This window comes from Paenibacillus xylanexedens (assembly GCF_007676705.1).
Lineage (GTDB): Bacteria > Bacillota > Bacilli > Paenibacillales > Paenibacillaceae > Paenibacillus > Paenibacillus xylanexedens_C.
This window is the reverse complement of record NZ_VEBF01000003.1, coordinates 542,842-563,721: the sequence shown is the minus strand read 5'-3', so window position 1 is coordinate 563,721 and position 20,880 is coordinate 542,842. Positions and strand designations below refer to the sequence as shown.

Genomic DNA, 20,880 nt, shown 5'->3' with positions numbered 1-20,880 from the left:
TCGTTTACCCGATGTTCTTACGTCTGCTCTGACTCGTACTTTTCCCGATGCTCCTTCTTCATCTTCACATAGTCCGGATCCGTCTTCGCAATCTCCCATTGCGCTTTGAATATGGCTGCCGCTTCTGCCTTCACCTTATCATTCTGATAGGGCAGGATCGAGCCATCCTCCTTCGAATATTTGCGTCCTCCTTTGTGATTCGTATACCGTCTGGCCCGTGTATAGCCCATCTGGAGAAATTTGCGAGCCATATCCATACCAACGAAATCTCCCTTTTTCTTATACTCCAAAAACAGCTCATAGATCTTCTCCGATGACTCTGTCGCAATCTCGGGTGTCTTGAACCGCCAGTGTGGCAGAATTTCGCCTTTGTACGGCTCAACCATGAGAACACCCTGCTCGCCCCGGCCTACGGTGTACAGCTCAGGATGTTTGCGCAGATCTAGCTCTTCATAATTGATGCTGTAATCAAATTTTTTCATTTGTATGCCCTCCTTGAGATGATATGTGTTCCCGTCAACAATTTGTAATCTGTACTATCGTTTACCCGGTCTTATTAAGGATGAAAATAAGTGAAAAAGCGTTGTTGACATATAATATGTCTCCTGTATAATGACATATTATATGTCAATTTAATAAAATACATTTGTGAAGGACGTGTTGTGCATGAATCAAGTTTCATTGCCCTCAATGACGGTATTGCAGTACTTGGCTCATATTCACCAGTTATCTTACACTCAGGTGTGCAAAGAGGTAGGACTCACTCCACAGCAATTTAATGACTGGGTCAAGAAACGTCGACCAATTCCTAAGGATAGACTGCAACAACTGGCCGATTATTTTCATGTCGAACATGAAGTGCTGATTGATGGACAACATTATTTGCGTGATCTCACACCTGAAAATACAGTGGATGTACAGATCCTTTTTATTCAACAGAAGTTAGAGAAGGAAGGGGAAGAAGAGGAGCAAAAAGCCTACGAGATGAAGCTTCTCCAGTTGCTGCGGGAGAAACACAAGCAGGCTTTAATTGCGAGATTTGCAGCGATCATTGAACAGGGAGGCGAGAAAACGCTCAAACATTCTGAAGAATGGCTTAGTAAAGCGGAGTCCATGGCAAGTGTATCTGCACCCTTCTCACATCAGGAGGGGGAGAAATGAGCACAGCATTCGCAGTGAAATCTCAAGAGAACTTTTGGGTCTGCAAAAATCAGGATGTGATCTACGATGGAGTATATCTTTTCACAAATCAACGTGGTCTGCACAAAACTGCCTTGATCATGCCTCCATCACTTCCTGCATCATGGACTTCAGTCTATGGGAGTCTAACCGTTTCTCAAGTAGGGAAGGAGAATCCCAATGGAGGAATAAATGAAGCAGGGCTTGTGATTGAACAGACCACGTTATGGTCGACCCATTATCCAGCTGAAGACGGCCTTCCAGTTGTAAGTGAGCTTCAGTGGATACAGTATCTTTTGGATACATGCAGTACTGTAGATGAAGCATTGGAGGCAGCGGGGAAAATCCGAATAGATCAGAGCACTTCCCAGTTGCATTATTTAATCGCAGATCGCACCGGGAATTATGTAATTGTGGAGTTTCTCCAGGGTCATATGTGTGTGCATTCCGCGCCTTTGGAGGCGCCAGTAATTACAAATACCGCATATAGTGATGCAATAAGTGAACTGGAGTCAGGGCAGAATGTATGGTCACAATGGGACGATTATGAGAAGAATTCAATGGATCGGTTTTCATGTGTTGCCGACATTTATACTAATTCCGGGACATTTCTTGATAATCCAGACGCACTCTTCAAGGTACTGGCTTCTGCCAAACGCGAAGATACGGTATTTTCCTTAATCTATGATCTGCAGCGAATGGAAGTACATTTAACAACGTCAAAGTATGTAAAACCTGTTGTTATTCGTATGATTGACTTCATCTTTGAACAATCTTCGCTTGCACAGGTGGCAAATCTGCAGTGTCGATCAGGGGAGCGAGAAGAGCTCCTATTTGAAGATTATTCAGCGGACATAAATATGGAAGCGGTTCGATCCTTTTTTCGTAATCCTCTACTGACTAGTGTGTTCAAGTGGGCTATACCTGATGAGTTGATTCACTATATGGCACAATACCCCGATTCTTTTACATCAAGCACGGTTAATGGGGAACAACAGAACGAATTACACAGGAGGGATAACGGTATGGGAATGTCCGGCAGATATCTTGTGGTAACGAAGGAGCTCATTGAATCTATCAAGTCAGGTGAGATCAGTGTGCATGATTGTGCAGTTGATCTGGATATTGATAAAACGTGGCAGATGCTTCAATTCACGCTGAACGGTAACTTGGTAGAAGGGGAGCCGCCCCTGGGATATGTGGTACCTCTCGCAGGTGAGCAATACTTGGGAAACTATTCGGACATGGATCTGTTTTTGCTTAGTAACGAGCAGGTGCTGGAAGCCTACATGGCATTGGAGCAGCTCACACCGGAAGAATTAAAGCAGCGGTATAGTCTGGACCAGATGATCGCTGAAGGCGTCTACCCTGTTATGGAAGATTGGGATGCAGAAGAGACATTTCAGGAGATCGTTCAGACCGTGGATGATATCCAGGCCTTATTTCAGGCAACGGCTGCAAGTGGAAATGGGATCGTCTTTTATGTTTTCTAAATGAGCACTGAAATGATGATGGAAAATGGTTGGCCGACGCTGGGACAGGTTTGAATTACGCCTATTCGGGTTATTGATAGACACAAGGCTCAGGCCTTGATGACATGACAATCCGGTAGAAGAGAGGGAATGCGATATGACACAGGATCAGAACGAAGAGAACAAAGCGATTCAAGAGGACGAGCCGGATCAATTCGAGACTCCCGTAACTGCGGAAGATGAAGAAACTGATGAAGATCAGGCAGAAGATCAGGAGCAAGAATAACTCCCAGCATTGCATAATGAAGCAGGATATTTTATCGAATCTTACGATATGCTGAAATATAGATAGACCAGAGGTCGGACATGTTCCGGCCTTTTGGTTTATTTTTTGCGTATCCGTTTACAAGAATTACCTGTACCTTCATAATGGAAATGAACCATATTTTTCTAAGGAGGAGATCATATTACGAATCGAAAGTTAGTCCAATGGATGGCAGTGCCACTCGTATTATTAATGGTTGTTCTTACAGGATGTCAGGCTGTGGGTGGAGTAGATGTTGGCAAAGCCATGGCTAATGGCGCGAGTATCAAGTCCGGTGAATCCAGACAATCCATGAATATAAACATAGAACCGGCTGCGGAATTTGCCACAGAGAAAGACCTTGAAATGATCGAACTCATTAATTCCATATCCCTGGATATTGATCAAGCCAAAATGAAAGATGCTAACACAGCATCAGTGAAAGGCACATTCAGCATGGAGGGAACGAAGTTACCTTTCCACCTGTCCATGAATGAGTCTCAATTGGTCATTGATCTGGACGGAGCCCAGAAACCTCTGTACATATCTTTGGATACGTTCCAGGATGCACAAGCTCTTCCGATGGTAGATACGAAAGCTCTGGAGAAGCAACTCGAGGAACTTTCCCCGAAACTGTTCTCTTTTGTCCTGAAGCACCTGTCCAATCCGAAGAACATCTCCGTGACTCCGGTACAGGAATCCGTGAATGGCGAAGCACTTAGCCTCTCCAAGCTGCACATGGAGATTAGTGGTGAAGAGATGCTTGCCATGGTCAAACCATTCCTGACGAGTATTTCGAAGGATGAGCAAGGACTGAAAGATCTGATTGGAGATCTGTATGATGTGTTCTACCCTGTACTTGAAGCCGTTAATGAGGTAGAAGGTGGGGGAGACAACACGCTGAATTCAATCGTTCCTGAATCGAAAGATGAAGCTGTTGCATCACTGTATGCGATGATCAAAGTGGGACTGGACAGTATGCTGGTCAATTATGATCAGGAACTGAACAACCTGTTGAATGAGACCCCTGAATTCAAAACGGTATTTGGCACAGAAACCAAACTGAAATTGGACTTCTATCTCGACAGCAAGCTGGATGTTCGCAAGCAAAACTTTGAACTGAAAGTGGCACTGCCTGCTTCCGAAGATCTGCCGCTGAACTCCGTAACCGTAAGTGGTAACAGTGAACAGTGGAATATCGGTGGAACGGTTGCAGTCGACGAAGTGGATGTAACGGGTGGCGTTTTGGATCTGATGAAGGATGATATTACGCCTGGTCAGATGCTGCGCAATTTCGATTCCAATTCACTGGCGTATCAATTGCTGAAAGATGAAGCCGGGATCACGAGTAAAAGTGTAGTGCTCTTCCCGGATGATGAATACGCTGGAGCGATCACCGTTAAGAATACAACATTTGTTCCGCTTCGCTACGTGTCCGAAGAATTGGATGCTGAAGTGAAATGGACCAAAGGCTCGAACCAAATCGTTGTCATTGATGACATCACTGGGGATGAGATTATCCTGACTGTAGGTTCCAAGAAGGCAACGGTAGCTGGTAAAGAAGTGACCTTGGTGGAATCCGCCTATGTAGGCAAGGACGGCAAGACATATGTGCCGCTGCGCTTTGTGGCTGAATCCCTTGGAGCTACTGTAGATAAAGAACAAGAAACAGGCTGGATTTACATTGACCGTCCTTAAGTGAGAGTCATAAGTAAGCCTTAGTATGAGAGGGGATTTCAGAATATGCCAGATTTCTCGTAATGATCGTGAAAAGAACACCGCAAAAATTCCGTTAGACCATGAACGGGATACGTGTGTCCTTTTGACCCATTACGAGGAGCTTCGGCGTTTCTGAAATGAGGAAACGGATCGAGGAGTGCCTCTATTGGAGGTGCTCCTCTTTGTTGTCATCCTAAATAAATCCCCAGAGGTGTTTTATATGAAAAGTCAATTATTCATCCATTCAAACTCCATTACGCTGCGTCCATTTACGATGGAAGATCAGGCTGCCGTGCATGCATTAATCCAACAACCCGAAATCACGGATATCCTGCCGGATTGGAAAATGACCGAGGAGCAGCTGCGCGAATTTTTACAATTTGTCGTAAGCAGTTACGAGCAATTCAACCCGGAAGATGTACGCATCCTACTTGCCGTGGTACACAATGAAGATCAGCGCATCATCGGTTGGTGCGGGGTGTTTCCGAATGACATGCTGGATCAAGGAGACCGGGAAGTGGCCTACGCCATCTCCCGGGATTACCGGAATAAAGGATACGTCACAGAGGCTGTTCAAGCCCTAACATCATATTTATTTGAGCATACTTTGCTGAATCGAATCGTGGGCATTGTGAAGCCGTTCAACCAGCCGTCACGCAAAGTTTTGGAGCATATGGGTTTTCGTTATGTCTCTCGTAGAAAGCTAGTGGACCAGGAGAACTACGATTATTTTGAACTGTTCAAAATAAAGTCCGAACCAGTGCAACCGAAGCGGGTACATTCTGCAATCGGCTTACGACGAGCACAGCAGGAAGATGCTGCTGTACTTACAGAGATTTGTAGTCGTGCTTTTGATCATGCCATAAAAGTCTGGTCGGACGGTGAGAAGGATATCGATAGCAATCTATGCCCGCCTGATTATTCTTCTGTCCGAATGCATCGTTACCTGATTCGTGAATGGGACTATTATGTTGTGGAGTCAGACGGATGTGCCATTGGCGGGGTGAGTGTTAACGTGCTTGGACGAAAACATGCCAGGATCGATAAGATCTATATTGATCCCGTATGTCAGGGACTTGGTGTGGGATCTCAAGTCATGCAACTTATTGAGAATGAATTTCCGCAGATTAAAAATTGGAAGCTGGAGACCTCAGGTCGGCAGCTGGATAATCATCATTTTTACGAAAAAATGGGATATGTTCGTGTCTATGCATCTGAAGAAGAGTTTGGATATGAGAAGAACATGTCAGTTGATTCTTTTGATCCAATATGTGATGAGACATTATCCAAGGACTCGGGTGAGTCAGTGGTTGAGTTTGTTCAAGCTAATCTTGACTCAGTTCGGTACAGTACCAGTAATCTGACCAATAGTCGGATCACCGACTGTAACCTGAATGGAAGCAAATTCACCAATCTAAACATGACCAATATATTGCTGGCTGATTTACGCCTAACCGACAGCAAGATTGAATTCTGTGCTCTGGATGGCGTTCAATTCCAGGATACACATCTTGGATCTGACCGTGTACCCATGCAGTGGGCGCATTGTGATCTTGGAGGAAGTCGTTTTATCGATTGTGATCTATCTGGGGTTCAGTTAGAGCGGTGTCAAGTGGCTGGGATGAAGATCAACGGAGTAGAGGTAGAGAAACTGTTTGCGGCTTATGAAGCTATGAAATCCTGAGCATGAATGGCAGAACGAGTGAGGAAGCATAATAATCCGGTTGAGATGCTGGTTGTAACAGATCCGTGTTTGATTAGAGCAAATGAAGAAACGGGTACTTCGTATGGAGAATGTCAAAAATAGCATAGGGAGGTCTATGAAAGATGACTGAACGATTTGCAGGTAAAGTAGTCCTGATAACAGGCGGGGGCTCCGGTCTCGGCCGATCGGCAGCTGTGGAAGTTGCACGTGAAGGGGCCAAGCTTGCCCTGGTTGACGTGAACATGAAAGCGCTGGAAGAGACCAAGCGTGTGATCTCGGAAGAGGTACAACATGCCGAGTTTCTGTTAATCGAAGGTGACGTATCTGACGAAGAAGCTGTGAAGAAGTATGTTAGTGATACGGTAAATGAGTTTGGACGTATCGATGCATTTTTCAACAATGCAGGTATTGAAGGCAAGCAAAACCTGATCGAGAATTATGATACGGAAATGTTCAATAAAGTCATCGACATCAACCTGAAGGGTGTATTTTACGGGTTGAAGCACGTCTTGCCTGTGATGAAGAAACAGGGCGAAGGCTACATCGTCAACACGTCCTCTGTAGGTGGCATTCGTGCCGTGCCGAACCAGATTGCCTATGGAGCGAGTAAACATGCCGTAGCCGGCATGACCAAAGATGCAGCGATTGAATACGCCGAGCACGGGATCAGCATTAATGCAATTGCCCCCGGAGCCATTCTGACAGATATGGTTATCGGTTCGTTCAAACAGATCAATCCGAATGACTGGGAGTCAGCATCCAAAGAGTTCGTGAAGGACAACCCGGCGAAGCGCTTGGGTGAACCGAAGGAAGTAGGGCGCCTCGTTGCCTTCCTGCTGTCTGGCGAATCACCCTTCATCAATGGAGCCATTATTCCAATTGATGGTGCACAATCAGCGAAATATTGATCCCATAACTAAACCGCGTATTCATGCGTAATAGACATATACCGAAGAACGCCCGTTTCCGCCAATGTGCGGAGTGAGGCGTTCTTTTTGATGTGAAATTTGGGATAGCGTATCTGCCGCAGGTTAAGTGTGTTGTAGCATCTGCGGCTTTTTGCTGAATCCGGTACTCCCGGCTGTGAATCCCATCTGACGATAGAATTGATGTGCAGCTTCACGTTCCGGGCTATTGGCACTGTTCAGAGACAGGGAATCCACGTTATGTGTGGCTGCCCATTGTTCGGCTTCCAGAATGAGTTGACGGCCGATGCCTGAGCCTCTGAACTGGTCGTGTACAACCAATGCCAAGATACGGCAGTGTCTTCCGTTCTTTTCATACAGATAAGACGTCTGTAATCCGATCAGTCCAACTACACGTCCGCGTGCTTCAGCAACCAGTGTGGTGAAGTTAGCGTCTGCAGCAATGTGGGTATAGCGCTCCTCCATCTCGGCGTAAGTGGTTGGATAACCGAGTTGGTCCATCAGAATGACCATATCTTGCAGATCCGTAGTAGAACTATGTCTAATGGTTACATCCAGACTCATAATCGTATCTCCTCCTTGGGTCTTTCTTTCAATGAAAGTTCAATAATGGTATCCAGCAGCTCTGCAAAAGAAATGCCTGCAGCGGCTGCACTTTTGGGCAGCAGACTGTTACGGGTAAGACCCGGCAGCGTGTTTACTTCAAGCACATAAGGCAAGCCTTCGCGAATCATCATATCCACGCGCGCGTAGACGCTGCATTTCAGCACCTGATAGCAGGCAAGTGCCGCGGCTTCCACACGATGGTGAAGATCCACAGGCAATTGCACAACCTGCTCATCGGCTCCGTGGTCATCATATTTGGAAGAATAATCGAAAAACTCGGCGTTCGAACGAATGGAGATCACCGGCAGCATTTTTCCATCCAGAATGGCACAGGTGATCTCCTCACCTTCGATATACTGTTCAATCATGACCGTATCATCCCAGGCGAGGGCAGCCTCCACAGCACCGGGCAGGACGGCAGCCTCCTTCACTACTTGGGTACCGATGCTGGAACCGCCTGAATTGGGTTTTACCACCACAGGGTACGTTAATTGTTGAACAGCAATTGAGGACAGTTCCTCGATATGACTCACTCGTAGCCACTCTCCGGTAAGCACACCTGCATGCTGCATGAGCTGTTTGGACATGTCTTTATCCATGCATACACTGCTCGCCAGCACGCCACAACCTGTGTAGGGAATACCCAGGGATTCCAGTGTGCCTTGAACCGTACCGTCTTCGCCGTATTTGCCATGCAGGGCAAGCAGTGCCACATCGATATCCGCTGACTTGTCGATTAGATCCCGCTTGGTGTTCAGCTCAATGGGCACAACCTCGTATCTACTTTTATCCAGATGGTTGATCATCTCCTGTCCGGTGAGCAGGGAAATATCCCGCTCTGAAGATGTACCGCCCATAATCACGCCAACTTTCATGTGAAATCCTCCTTATCTCATTTGAGCTGCTGTCTCGCCAATGATCCGAATGCCCTTGCGTATATGCTCATCGCTGACTCTGGAGAAACCCAGACGCATCGTGTTTACACCCTGACCGGATTCCAGGTAAAAAGTATCTCCAGGTGTGAACGTTACACCCTTCACCTTACAAGCCGCGAGCAGTTCACGAGTCCTGTATTCGGACGGGAACTGCACGAACAGGTGCAGGCCGCCCTCACCGGAGATCCGGCACATCGGCAGATGCTGCTTCAGGCAGCGCACAACCAGTTCATATTTGCGCTTATACTCCGTACGAGCCCGCTTCAGATATTTCTCGAAATTACCGTTGCTCAGATATTGATACAGTAGCGATTGATCCAGCGTTGATGTGTGGATGCTGCGTGCCCGTTTCATACTCTCCAGATAATCGATCAGCGCCGCATCCGCGATAACCCAACCAACTCGTAGTCCTGGGAACAGCACTTTGGAGAAGCTGCCCAGATACACCAGTCCGTTCCCTCTGCCCATGCTGGCGATCAGGGGAGATACGTGGGAACCGGAATAGCGCAATTCTTCATTGAACCCGTCCTCAATGATCGGAACCTGGTACTGATTCATCAACCGGATAATTTCCGCCCGTTTCGCAGGGGACGTCACAATCCCGGTTGGATTGTGATAGGAGGGCACAAGATAGGCCAGATCATAAGGACTTGCCTCAAGCTCATGTTCCAGTTGCTTCAAGTCCAGGCCATCCGGCTCCATGTTCACACCGGTCAGGTGGAACTGGTGCAGCTTTAGATTCTTGATCGCCGTGTGGTGCGTTGGATTCTCACAGAGCGCTTTGCCGCTTTTTTTGCGTAACGCCCCAAGAACGAGATCGAAGCCTTCCGTGAATCCGTTGGTGATCAGGATGTCCTTGCCACGGAGGTCGACACCTTTGTTCTCCATATATCGAAGTAAATAGTTCATCAGTGGTCTGTATCCTTGCGCATATCCGTAATTCAGCAGTACTTCGCCTTCAAGTGACATGCGATCCAGAAAAGCCCGTTTCACGTTGTGCAGATCGAACAGCTTCTCGTCCGGTGCTATGCTGGTGAACGAGATCTCGCCGCGCTCTGCTCCGGAGCCATGCTTCATCAGATCGTACTGCTCTGCCTGGATCGCATACTCACTTACCTCCGTCGTCCAGTCCAGTTCCCAGCTTGCTGTAGCCTCAGGTGTTTCGATGGAGGCGCTGACGTAATTGCCCTTGCCTTTGACTGCATAGATCAGTCCCTCATCCTCAAGCTCGGCGTATGCGAGCAGGACCGTGCTGCGACTAACCTTCATGAGTGTACTAAGTTCACGGGTCGAGGGCAGCTTTTGTTTGGCTTGCAGGCCACCTTTGAGCATTAATCGCTTCATATAATCTTTGACTTGTATATATACAGGGCGGTCCTCCGTCAGTTGCAGATCGGAATACATCCCATCACTCCCTCTACTGGTATCTTGCCATATTATAAACCCAGCAGAAAGAACCACGATACCTCTGTTTCCCTGCGGGAGTGGTTGGTTGTTCGCGTAAACGCAAAAAAGCCCAGGCAATATGCCGGGGCCGGGTGGTGAAACTTGATCCATTTCTATAGTACTGCTGCTATAATTTCTACAGTTGCATTGCATGACTAGTCTCTCTAGGATCGATAGCTATCTGACCTTCTACATGTGTCTATTTAACTTCTGTACGGCTATAATTGCAGGCTTTCTAGGTGATACTTAAAATCTACAGTGAAATCATGAATCTAGGTCTTTCTACGTTTGCTTGCTGCAAGGGTCGAATAGAGGGTGAATCCACAATCTATAAGCTAAGGTTCTTGCTAACTGTACTCTTGTCGTGATCACGTAACAGAATTCAGCATGAAAAAGATATTCAATCATAGGGTACAATAGACGGAGGTAGATATAAAGACGTATGTCTCAGTGCCCAATTTCTTCCTCATACCCCTATAGTACCACTTTGAATCAGGGAAGTTAACCTTTTTTTTGAAATATTTGTCGTAATAGCGAAAATTGCGTGAATTGTACTTCTAATAGAATGAAATGGTGTCCCTTTATAATATGTGATAAGATCTAAACCTATAGATAATGAGGAAGTGAGCCTATTGATTAATATTACCGTGCCAACACCGGATGTAACCATCACGAAGCAGGCTGATCCACAGCTTAGTCACATTTATGGATTTACTGATTTTCACCTGATTACCCGGGAACTAGGCGGGATTTTCATGTTTTACAATGCCGCTGGAGAGTTGTTGTTTGTCGGGAAAGCACGAAAACTAAGACCCCGCATCAAAAAGCATTTTGAAGACACCGTATCACCAATCAAGAATCACCGCGAGGAAGTAACGAAGATTGAAGTATGCCTGGTTGAAGATCCGGTAGATCGTGAAATCTACGAGACCTATATCATTAACACGATGCGTGCGAAATACAATGTAGATAAAGTCTTGTACAAATAAGAAACTTCATCTGGGACATATGTCCTAAGTGTTATGCCAATGGAGAAGGATGTGATCGCAGGATTGCATCCCGTTTCGCTTGGCACCATTTTTTGAAGACGAACGCCAGGGAGTAGTCTGTAGAAATCAAAATGTAGAAACACCAGAGTATCAGCTTAGCATCACAGAACGTAGAATCACAGATATACCAAATACATATGAAGAGGTGATTGTGTTGATCGGTCGTAGCGGTAACCCTACACTCAAAGACAGCACGTTTGAAAACAAAGGGTATGGAGAAGATCGGTATCAGAATTACATGACGATCAATGGTACGGTGAACAAAGCGTTTATTACGCTTGTGATCCTGCTGGGCAGTGCGTTTGCGACATGGATGATGTTCTTTAACGGACAACAAGTGATGCCGCTGGCTTATGGTGGATTAATCGTCGGTTTCATTCTGGCGCTTGTGATTTCGTTCAAACCAGTAGCGGCACCTTATCTCGTACCTGTCTATGCCGTGGCAGAAGGCCTGTTCCTGGGAGCACTCTCCGCAACCTATGAGTCCCTGTATAACGGAATTACCTTGCAGGCGGCCTTGTTGACCATGGCTGTATTCATCGCTCTGCTGATGGCGTACAAAACCAGACTGATCAAAGCTACGGAGAACTTCAAGCTGGGTGTAGTGGCTGCAACCGGCGGCATCATGATCATGTATCTGCTGAGCTTTGTACTGGGTTTCTTCGGAATTACGATTCCTTATCTGCATGATAACAGCTTGATCGGCATTGGTATTTCAGTGGTTATCGTCATTGTGGCTGCCCTCAATCTGGTCCTTGACTTTGACTTCATCGAAGGTGGCGCTGAACGTGGTGCGCCCAAATACATGGAGTGGTACGGCGCATTTGGCTTGATGGTAACGCTTGTATGGCTGTACATTGAGATCATCCGTCTGCTTGGCAAATTGCGGAGTCGGAATTAGTCCTATTCAATACGTCAGAGACGTAAAACGGATTGTGAATTTAAAGCTAAAAAGCTAACGCGTGATACTCACGTCGTTAGCTTTTTTGATTAACATTAGCAAGTGTTTTCTTAATGGAAGCCTCTTACAAAACTCAACTGATTCCAACTCGTTGAGGCCCTGCACCACTCTATACTAACTCTGTATACAGATCCTCCAAGGTTATAATTTCCGGCTCGCTCGGCAGCTCTCCCCCAGCCGAACATGCCGCAAGCATATGTCCATCATCCAGTCGCTGACTGAGAAAGAGATATGTCCCGGCCTGTTTGCAATGCCAATCTTCCCGCTCATTGGGAAGGATGGCGAAGGAATCCAGTGGAATGGACAACCCCATACCGACTGCCTTGATATAGCTTTCCTTCAGCGTCCATAGACGGTAGAAGGTCTCCCGCTGCATTTCGGTAGGCTTCGCAGCGAGGAACTGGCTTTCGGATGTAGAGAAGAAACGCTCTGCAATCTGCATGTCAATCGGTGCTATTTTCTCCACATCCACGCCCAGTTCATCTGCACCGCCAGAGATCAGAGCAATCCAATCACCAGAATGGGAGACATTGAATTGCAATTTGGAATGGTGACTGAGCGAAGGTTTGCCATAGGAGTTACGGGTAAAAGAAAGCTCAGCAGGTCTCAAGCCGGTTAACTTGCTTAGAGTCACACGAGTCAATATCTCCCCCAGCACGGAGCGATACGCGTCAGCCTGACGCACAAAACGCGAAGCCTGAGCACGTCGCTCGGCAGAGACTTGCGACAGAAAGTGGTTCCAGTACGCTTCGGGCAATATTTCTGGAACTTGGAGCAGACAAATAGTTATCATCATTTATCACCTGAGGACATAATTCGGCGTGGATCAATAACTTTCCTTTATATGGAACGTTTCCTCAATAGATCTCTCTAATGATGCTCCGATTAAGCTGGCTATCCCGTTTTTCATGTTAAGGTTTCAGGGTATCATCTGCATCTTCACGCTTCTTGCGCTTGCTTCCATTCCGTATGGGCAGCCTGTACGCGATTCCACATGTCTTGGCATTCCTGTTCACTGTAATTCACCAATGGCTCATGGAATAGTCCAGTTAACACTTCACGCCACTCTGTGTAGGTCTGAATCTCCTTTTTCCGAATCCCTTCCATATCATGTGTTCGGAGCATACATCCACGTAGTTCATGACTACAGTTCTCGTCCCGCTGACGAAGCAAAAATACATTATGCCAAGGTGATTCGGCCGCTCGACTGTAGAATTCATGCTTCGGAATGAACTCTTTCAGGCTAGTGATTGCTTCAGGAGCATAGTCCACACCCTCGCTTGGTCCATTCGGTTCATATTCGAGTCGCCACCCGCCCGCAGCAACAGGTGATGGCATCAATTGATACGTGAATGGTGCCGAACCATAGGTTCCATAACGAAGTGGCAGAGGTTCGAAGGGCATTCCGCCCAAGCCCACATCCACAATCCAGCGCTCAACTGTCGGGTCAGCATCCGGCAAAAGGACAGATAGACCGAGATGGAACGAGTTCACTCGTGGTTGTTCTCCATGGGGCTGTACTCCGCCGCGATGCCAATCAACCTTGTAACCCAGAGAGCGGAGAAGAACACTAAATGCACCATTTAGATGAAAACAGTATCCACTGCGCCCCTGCAATATAAGTTGGAACGACTCTTGAAGACTGATTCCCGCAGGACGACCCACAAAAATATCGACCGTCTGCCAGGATAGATATTGCACATGTGCTCGTTGCAGTTCAAATAAGAATTCCAGTGTGGGTTTCTTTATATCATCCATGCCGATCCGTTTCAGATAGGCCCGTATTTCAGCTGCATTTAGTGTAACGTTCATCCAGATCACCTCATGTTATATAGTGGGCTGCAGGCCGAATTATAAACTTCTGCTGCCCTGAGTTCATTGTAAAAGTGAACGGTTGAAATATACACAATCAGTTAAGCAGATTGTAACGGTACAATTAATGAGTACAGTCTTAAAAATGATCTCAAGTGATTAACATGTTTTGATGCAATCAAAATACAATATATGGATGGGCTATTTCTTTTTCTGGGGTATGTTAACCCTTTGGAGTGGATATAGGTTAGAATATAGATAGATAGCAGGATTAGGAGATGGAAAAATGGCTAATGATGAAGTGATTTTGACACAGGAAGGCTTGGAAAAGCTGGAGGACGAACTGAGGGATTTGAAGACGGTGAAGCGTAAGGAACTGGCTGAGCGTCTGAAACTCGCGATCAGTTACGGTGACCTGAAGGAAAATAGTGAGTATCATTCAGCCAAAGATGATCAGGCCTTTATGGAGACTCGGATTTTGATTCTGGAGAAGATGCTGACGAAAGCAAGAGTCATCTCTTCAGACAATATAGACTCCAACAAAGTGAGCATTGGATCGACGGTGTTGCTTAATGATATTGAGTTCGCCGAGAAGATTGAATATAAAGTGGTTGGCCCTGCCGAGGCTGACGTTGCGGATAATAAAATTTCGTACGAGAGCCCGCTGGGCAAAGAATTGATGGGCAAAGAAGTGGGCAGCGTCATTCATGTAAATGCTCCGATGGGCGTTATCAAATATGAGTTGCTTCAAATCAAGGTGTAATTCAAAAAGAGAGGTGCTCCGCAGTCATCCAAGTGGCTGAGGGGACACCTCTTTTTGATTCTATTGGGCTTTGAACGGTTGGGAATACGGATTTGTGTAACTTCATACGGTTGGACTAACGGACTTTATCACATACTGTGTTTAAGGAATTTATGAGATGAAGATTTCCGTGTGTTTTATATGTAAAAAAATAACATTTCGACAAATTTCGAATTTCGAATGACCTGACAAGGTGAGTAGTATATAATTACGGGAAAACTTTAAAGTGATGGAGTAGATACGATGAATTTTAGTAAGCCTAATCTCGATCAAGACAACGCTGGCAAAGGTGAGCGCTTCTCGCGTGCCGGATTCATTCTGGCAGCCATTGGTAGTTCGGTTGGTCTGGGTAACATGTGGAAATTCCCGTACATTACGGGTGAGAACGGAGGAGCTGCGTTTTTCCTGCTCTTCATCGTCTGTTTGCTGCTGATCGGTCTGCCGGTGCTGCTGGCGGAACTTGCGATTGGTCGTAGCGGCAGAGGAAGTGCTGCAACTGCTTTTATCAAAGCAGGCGGTCATAAAGGCTGGCTCGCAGCCGGTTTGCTGCAAGTACTGACGCCTTTTATTATCCTTTCTTTTTATGTCATTATTGCAGGCTGGACCTTGCACTATGCAATTACGTCATTCAGTGGAACATTGTTTAACAATCCGGATTATGCGGGACAATTCAATTCCTTCGTAGGCGGTTATATGCCGATCGTTTGGCAACTGGTTTCGGTTCTGATTACAGGCTGGATTGTTGCTAAAGGAGTATCCAACGGAATCGAGAAGTTCAACAAGGTACTGATTCCTGCGATGTTGGTGCTGCTTATTATCCTGATGGTTCGGGCAGTTACGTTGCCGGGCGCAGGTGCGGGGGTTTCCTTCTTCCTGAATCCTGATTTCTCGCAGCTTACAACTGAATCCGCACTGGTAGCCCTTGGACATGCCTTCTTCTCCCTGTCACTCGGGATGGGTATTCTCGTAACCTATGGTTCGTATGTGGATAAAAATCAGTCCCTTGGTGGGGCTACCATCGCAGTCGGTGCGGGTGACCTGCTCTATGCATTCATTGCTGGTCTGATCATCTTCCCAACGACATTCTCGTTCGGTATTGCACCAGACCAAGGACCGTCATTGATCTTTATTGCACTTCCGGCGGCTTTCTCGGCGATGCCACTGGGCTTCTTGTTTGGCGGACTGTTCTTCATCTTGCTGGCTATTGCTGCATTGACATCAGCAGTATCTTTGCTGGAAGTTCCGGTGAAATATTTCATGGAACGTCTGTCCTGGAGCCGGAATCGTGCGGTATGGGTGATATCACTTGCAGTTTTCATCGTGGGACTTCCTTCGGTATTGTCGCTCGGCTTGATGCCTGAATGGACGATTGGATCGAAGAGTGTGTTCGACTGGATGGACTTTGTAGCGTCCAACATCCTGCTGCCTGTTGGTGGATTGCTTGTAACGATTTTTGCCGGATACTTTTGGAAAACGGCTGCGGAAGCTTCTGGCCTGCGTTCCGGATGGTTCCGGGTGTGGTTGTTCATGCTTCGTTACGTGGCACCGATCCTGGTTCTGCTGGTTCTACTGCACACATCAGGTATCATCCACTTCTAAATTGAAGACCAGATAGGCATAAATGTGGTCTGTTGTGCAGATTTGCCATAGATAAAACCTCTTGGAAGAAATGCGAAAGCCCTTGTTTTCCCGCTTCAATTTTGGGACAATACGGAGTAGAGGTTTTTTGGGTAGGACCGATAAGCCATAGCTTTTTTGCGAAAAGAGGATTATACAATGAACAAATCATCCATATATGGATTAACATTAGAGCAATTACGTTCCTGGCTGCCGGAGCATGGGCAGAAGAAATCCCGTGCATCCCGGATCTGGGAATGGTTATATCAAGAGCGTGTACACGATTTTCCCGCGATGACCGATGTACGTCAGGAGTGTCTGGATGTACTCTCTGAACATTTCACAATGAATTCGCTGAGCGAGCATGTGAAGCAGGAATCGGCAGATGGTACCGTGAAATTTTTGCTTCGGATGCAGGACGGCAACTTGATCGAGACGGTTCTGATGCGGCAAAAATACGGGCTTACCGTTTGTGTGACCACACAAGTCGGCTGTAATATTGGCTGTAGCTTCTGTGCGAGCGGCCTGATCAAGAAAAGCCGTGACCTGACCGCTGGAGAGATTGTGGAACAGATCATGCATGTACAGCGACATCTGGATGCAGCGGGTCAAGACGAGCGGGTAACGAACGTGGTTGTGATGGGTATTGGCGAACCGTTCGATAACTTCCAGCACATGAGTGATTTCATCGAAGTCATCAAAGATCGCAAAGGACTGGCGCTGGCCGCCAAACGGATTACTGTATCCACGAGTGGCCTTCCGGACAAGATCAAAGAATTTGCAGACAGCAGTCTGCAGGTTAATCTGGCGATCTCTCTGCATGCACCAAATAATGAACTGCGCACACACATCATGAAGATCAACCGGGCTTTCCCGATTGAGCAATTGATGGATGCGGTGGATTATTATCTGGCTACGACGAACAAACGTATCATGTTTGAGTACATCCTGCTGCGTGATGTTAACGATCAGCGTGAGCATGCTGCGGAACTGGCTGAGCTGTTGTCCAGCCGCAAGAGTATGGTCAGTGTGAATCTGATTCCTTACAACCCGGTAGATGAGCACAGTCAGTATCAACGGAGTACTGAAGAATCGATTCTGGGCTTCTATGATACGCTCAAAAAGAACAACATCAACTCGACTGTACGTATGGAACACGGTACCGATATCGATGCCGCCTGCGGACAGTTGCGTAGTAAACAAATGAAGAACAACGCTGCTGAATCCGAGCCAGACCGTCTGGCAATGGGATAAGAATAAGACACAGCACGGAGCTGGTAGATAAGTCAGGATGTGTGGTTGCTATGATCCGAGCCCTTACGTGTCATAACCGTGCGATCACGAATGCGTTGCCTGAATACAAAACGCCTCTGTATATCACTGAGAAGTGATGACAGAGGCGTTTTTGGGGTGTCATTATTTCAGTTTTTTGGTCATCAGCAGATGGGGGATGCCATCTTCCATAAATACTTCCGACGCCGGTGCATATCCGAGACGTTCGTAGAACCCGGAAGCCTGTACCTGTGCGTGCAGTTTGGCTTTCTCAAGTCCTTCGGCAACAGCCATCTGCTCCAGCTTGTCGATCAGTACACGACCCAGGCCGTGTTTGCGGTAATCGAGCATGACGCAGATCCGTTCCAACTTGGCGACCTGTTCCACCACGCGCAGCCTGGAGGAAGCAGCAGGTACACCGTCTACGTAGAGCAGAATGTGGCGTGCCTCCGCGTCTAATGTATCATAAGCATCGAATTCATCCGCTGCGGGCACGCCTTGTTCTTCGACGAAAATAGCTGTGCGAATGGCGAAGCAGGCATCGAGCAATTCCTGATTATTAACTTCAACAATCGTTGTATTCATGAATGTTTCTCCTTTGGGTGATCGTAATGTTATCCTGACGTGATAAACTGGTACATAACAGGAAAGTAAACGAGTCTCGATCTTTTACACGATTCAAGCGATATGGTTCAAATTGAAACCAATTCAACTGTAGTTATACCATCAATTATGTTGCGAATGCAACAATTTTATAGGGGCGTGAATGTGTTGACTGAAAAAAAAGAAGTGCTGCGTGAAATTGGTATGATTGCCCGTTGTCTGGATTCAATCAGTAATGTCGAGTTTCAGCATCTGAACCTCTCCCGGGGGCAGTATCTGTATCTGTATCGAATCTGTGAGAATCCCGGGATTATCCCGAACCAGCTTGCCGAACTGATCAAAGTAGATCGTACAACTGCGGCAAGGGCTATTAGCAAACTCGAATCGGATGGATTCATTATTAAACAGCCAGCAATGGGTAATAAGAAGAATAAAGTGTTATATCCCACGGAAGCTGGGCTTGAAGCTTGGGAATTCATTCGTAAAGAGGGCGTGCATTCAGATCAGGTGACGCTGGACGGTCTGACGGAGGAAGAGATCGAGACAGCGATTCATCTTCTCAGGCGCATGCGTCATAACATTGAAGTGGACTGGAAATTTGTTAAAAAGGGTGGACGACGACCCTACATGGATAATCTCGAATAGACAACAGCCTTTTTTGGTATAGCCAGGCACATCCACATTCTGTATACTCTTACAGGCTGTAAGTATGAAGCATGCTTATCCGAAATGGAGGGTCACGGAATGAAGGGCAGAGGATCAGACTTTTACGATAATGAGGCGAATTTTGAAAAGTACATGGAACGTCGCAAGTGGCAGGAGAACGCCAATGATACATTGGAGAAGCCGGTGATGCTGGAGTTGATCGGAGACGTTGCCGGCAAGAATATTCTGGACCTTGGTTGTGGAGATGCAAGGTTCGCGGCAGAATTGCTGAGTATGGAGCGCGAAGGTACAACATATACGGGGATTGAAGGTTCTGTGAATATGATTCAGGCAGCCAACGAGTCGGTAAACGGATTGAATGCCCGGATTGAGCAAGCGTTCATGGAAGATTGGACCTACCCGGCCGGCGTGTACGATCTGGTTATATCGAGACTGGCTATTCACTATATTGAGGATGTGGACAGCCTGTTCCGCAACATATACGATACGTTGAAAGAGAAGGGTACATTTGTATTCTCGGTAGAACATCCTGTGATCACGTCCACGCTGCAACCTTCAGGGACTCGAACCGATTGGGTGGTCGATCAATATTTTGTAGAAGGATATCGTGAGCAGCAGTGGCTTGGCGGTTCTGTGAAAAAGATGCATCGGTCCATTGAATCGTACTATATGGCGTTGCAACGTGCAGGGTTCCATGTGGAGCATTTGCGCGAGTCAGCACCACAGCGTGCTCATTTTGTAAACGAGGAAACCTATCTGCGCAGGCAACGCATTCCGTTGTTTCTGTTTTTAGGTGCCCGGAAGTAGATAGTGATAAAGCGTATAGATAAATAGATGAAACCGTAAAGTTATACTCATAAAGTAGAAAGTTCTACACAGAAAACGGTGGATAACACTAGATATAGGAGTAAAAAGCCCAAAATCTATCCACATGTGGATAAGATATTGGGCTTTTACTGTTATGTTTCTACACCTATGTTACGTTTGTTGTGTATAACCCCATGATTATGAATCCTCTGCAGCTCTGACATAGACACGATCCCCATGCCGATCGACTTCAACAGGTGCCTCGAAGAAGTTGCTCAGCACTTCCGTGTTCATCAGATCGCCGGTTAATCCACTACGGACGACTTCGCCCCGGCGCAGCAAAAGGCTGTGACTGAATACGGGCAATATTTCCTCCGTGTGATGGGTGACATAGATGAGCGAAGGGGTATCTGGACGCTGGGACAATTCACGGATGCTCTCCAGCAGTCGCTCTCTTGAGAACAGATCCAGTCCATTGCAAGGCTCGTCCAGAATAAGTACGCGCGGATTGGCCATCAGTGCTCGGGCAATGAGAAGTTTCTGTTTCTCCCCTTGAGAACAGGTGCGATATTCGCGATCCCACAGGTGCTGACAACCCAGCGTTTGCATCAATTCTTGTGCCTGATCCAGTTCATCATCTGACAGCTTGTCATACAGGCCAATGGTGGCGTGTTTACCGCTGATCACCACATACTGTGTGCGGTCTGTGCCGTGCAATTTCTCTTGCAGAGATGAACTGACCCAGCCGATGGATTTGCGAAGTTGCCTCAGATCCACATCACCATATTCATGGCCTAACACGGATATCTTGCCTTCGGTCGGCCAGAGATACCCGGTGATCATGTTCAGGAGTGTTGTTTTGCCAGAGCCATTCAGGCCAAGCAGCGCCCAGTGTTCACCGTCATTGACCTGCCAATTGACATCGTTCAGCAGGGTGTGAGGGCCCCTTTTCCAAGTGACATGCTGTACATCAATAATCATGCGTTATTCCTTCCTTCT

Annotated in this window: 21 protein-coding genes; 13 read left to right on the top strand and 8 right to left on the bottom strand. The window is 46.8% G+C overall.

Annotated elements, in window-relative coordinates:
- Positions 1–17: 17 nt before the first annotated feature.
- On the bottom strand, positions 18–482 hold the full coding sequence (locus FS628_RS20375; protein ID WP_145324849.1) for a DUF4385 domain-containing protein: 465 nt from the start codon (positions 480–482) through the stop codon (positions 18–20).
- A gap of 184 nt (positions 483–666) precedes the next feature.
- Between FS628_RS20375 and FS628_RS20370 the strand changes: the two genes are divergently transcribed.
- The 6 genes from FS628_RS20370 (at position 667) to FS628_RS20350 (ending at position 7,287) form a co-directional block, all read left to right on the top strand.
- Positions 667–1,161 (top strand): helix-turn-helix domain-containing protein, encoded by a 495-nt coding sequence (locus FS628_RS20370; protein ID WP_145324848.1) that lies wholly within the window; start codon positions 667–669, stop codon positions 1,159–1,161.
- Positions 1,158–2,672: a DUF1877 family protein gene (locus FS628_RS20365; RefSeq protein WP_145324847.1), complete on the top strand. Its 1,515-nt coding sequence runs from the start codon at positions 1,158–1,160 to the stop codon at positions 2,670–2,672. Before FS628_RS20370 ends, FS628_RS20365 begins: the two co-directional genes overlap by 4 nt.
- 136 nt (positions 2,673–2,808) lie before the next feature.
- Positions 2,809–2,937 carry a hypothetical protein gene (locus FS628_RS32735; protein WP_260871125.1) on the top strand — a complete coding sequence of 43 codons (129 nt, stop codon included), beginning with the start codon at positions 2,809–2,811 and terminating at the stop codon, positions 2,935–2,937.
- Positions 2,938–3,144: 207 nt separating this feature from the next.
- Positions 3,145–4,653: a copper amine oxidase N-terminal domain-containing protein gene (locus FS628_RS20360; protein WP_145324846.1), complete on the top strand. Its 1,509-nt coding sequence runs from the start codon at positions 3,145–3,147 to the stop codon at positions 4,651–4,653.
- A gap of 241 nt (positions 4,654–4,894) precedes the next feature.
- Positions 4,895–6,358 (top strand): GNAT family N-acetyltransferase, encoded by a 1,464-nt coding sequence (locus FS628_RS20355; RefSeq protein ID WP_145324845.1) that lies wholly within the window; start codon positions 4,895–4,897, stop codon positions 6,356–6,358.
- Positions 6,359–6,501: 143 nt separating this feature from the next.
- Positions 6,502–7,287, top strand: coding sequence for a glucose 1-dehydrogenase (locus FS628_RS20350; RefSeq protein ID WP_145324844.1), 786 nt, complete (start codon positions 6,502–6,504; stop codon positions 7,285–7,287).
- Between the two features lie 123 nt (positions 7,288–7,410).
- On the opposite strand, the gene FS628_RS20345 is transcribed toward FS628_RS20350, so the two are convergent.
- The 3 genes from FS628_RS20345 to pdxR are packed head-to-tail and all read right to left on the bottom strand — an operon-like array spanning position 7,411 to position 10,250.
- Positions 7,411–7,869: a GNAT family N-acetyltransferase gene (locus FS628_RS20345; RefSeq protein WP_260871124.1), complete on the bottom strand. Its 459-nt coding sequence runs from the start codon at positions 7,867–7,869 to the stop codon at positions 7,411–7,413.
- Positions 7,866–8,786: a D-alanine--D-alanine ligase gene (locus tag FS628_RS20340; RefSeq protein ID WP_145324843.1), complete on the bottom strand. Its 921-nt coding sequence runs from the start codon at positions 8,784–8,786 to the stop codon at positions 7,866–7,868. The genes FS628_RS20345 and FS628_RS20340 overlap by 4 nt, the downstream gene beginning before the upstream one ends.
- A 12-nt stretch (positions 8,787–8,798) precedes the next feature.
- Entirely contained in the window at positions 8,799–10,250 is a 1,452-nt protein-coding gene (pdxR, locus tag FS628_RS20335; RefSeq protein WP_145324842.1) for a MocR-like pyridoxine biosynthesis transcription factor PdxR, read from the bottom strand.
- Positions 10,251–10,924: 674 nt separating this feature from the next.
- Between pdxR and FS628_RS20330 the strand changes: the two genes are divergently transcribed.
- On the top strand, positions 10,925–11,281 hold the full coding sequence (locus tag FS628_RS20330; RefSeq protein ID WP_036612270.1) for a nucleotide excision repair endonuclease: 357 nt from the start codon (positions 10,925–10,927) through the stop codon (positions 11,279–11,281).
- 214 nt (positions 11,282–11,495) lie between these two features.
- Positions 11,496–12,242, top strand: coding sequence for a Bax inhibitor-1/YccA family protein (locus FS628_RS20325; protein ID WP_145324841.1), 747 nt, complete (start codon positions 11,496–11,498; stop codon positions 12,240–12,242).
- 169 nt (positions 12,243–12,411) lie between these two features.
- Here FS628_RS20325 and FS628_RS20320 read toward each other — a convergent pair whose 3' ends face one another.
- Both FS628_RS20320 and FS628_RS20315 read right to left on the bottom strand, forming a co-directional pair.
- Positions 12,412–13,095, bottom strand: a complete 684-nt coding sequence (locus FS628_RS20320) for a 4'-phosphopantetheinyl transferase family protein (RefSeq protein WP_186327899.1) — start codon at positions 13,093–13,095, stop codon at positions 12,412–12,414.
- Positions 13,096–13,241: 146 nt separating this feature from the next.
- Positions 13,242–14,114, bottom strand: coding sequence for an arylamine N-acetyltransferase family protein (locus tag FS628_RS20315; protein WP_145324839.1), 873 nt, complete (start codon positions 14,112–14,114; stop codon positions 13,242–13,244).
- A 286-nt stretch (positions 14,115–14,400) separates the two neighbouring features.
- Here FS628_RS20315 and greA point away from each other — a divergent pair, with 286 nt between their 5' ends.
- The 3 genes from greA (at position 14,401) to rlmN (ending at position 17,787) form a co-directional block, all read left to right on the top strand.
- On the top strand, positions 14,401–14,877 hold the full coding sequence (greA, locus tag FS628_RS20310) for a transcription elongation factor GreA (RefSeq protein WP_062836673.1): 477 nt from the start codon (positions 14,401–14,403) through the stop codon (positions 14,875–14,877).
- Positions 14,878–15,159: 282 nt separating this feature from the next.
- Positions 15,160–16,515, top strand: coding sequence for a sodium-dependent transporter (locus FS628_RS20305; protein WP_145324838.1), 1,356 nt, complete (start codon positions 15,160–15,162; stop codon positions 16,513–16,515).
- 177 nt (positions 16,516–16,692) lie between these two features.
- Complete coding sequence (gene rlmN / locus FS628_RS20300) at positions 16,693–17,787, top strand: 23S rRNA (adenine(2503)-C(2))-methyltransferase RlmN (RefSeq protein ID WP_145324837.1); 1,095 nt, start codon at positions 16,693–16,695, stop codon at positions 17,785–17,787.
- Positions 17,788–17,949: 162 nt separating this feature from the next.
- Here the strand turns inward: rlmN and FS628_RS20295 are convergent, their stop codons facing one another.
- Complete coding sequence (locus FS628_RS20295; RefSeq protein ID WP_145324836.1) at positions 17,950–18,390, bottom strand: GNAT family N-acetyltransferase; 441 nt, start codon at positions 18,388–18,390, stop codon at positions 17,950–17,952.
- A gap of 222 nt (positions 18,391–18,612) precedes the next feature.
- On the opposite strand from FS628_RS20295, the gene FS628_RS20290 reads away from it, so the two are divergent.
- A complete protein-coding gene (locus tag FS628_RS20290) occupies positions 18,613–19,053 on the top strand; it encodes a MarR family winged helix-turn-helix transcriptional regulator (protein WP_248278100.1) in 441 nt (146 codons plus the stop codon).
- Positions 19,054–19,152: 99 nt separating this feature from the next.
- On the top strand, positions 19,153–19,881 hold the full coding sequence (locus tag FS628_RS20285; protein WP_145324835.1) for a class I SAM-dependent methyltransferase: 729 nt from the start codon (positions 19,153–19,155) through the stop codon (positions 19,879–19,881).
- A 198-nt stretch (positions 19,882–20,079) separates the two neighbouring features.
- Here the strand turns inward: FS628_RS20285 and FS628_RS20280 are convergent, their stop codons facing one another.
- On the bottom strand, positions 20,080–20,862 hold the full coding sequence (locus FS628_RS20280) for an ABC transporter ATP-binding protein (protein WP_145324834.1): 783 nt from the start codon (positions 20,860–20,862) through the stop codon (positions 20,080–20,082).
- Positions 20,863–20,880: the final 18 nt, after the last annotated feature.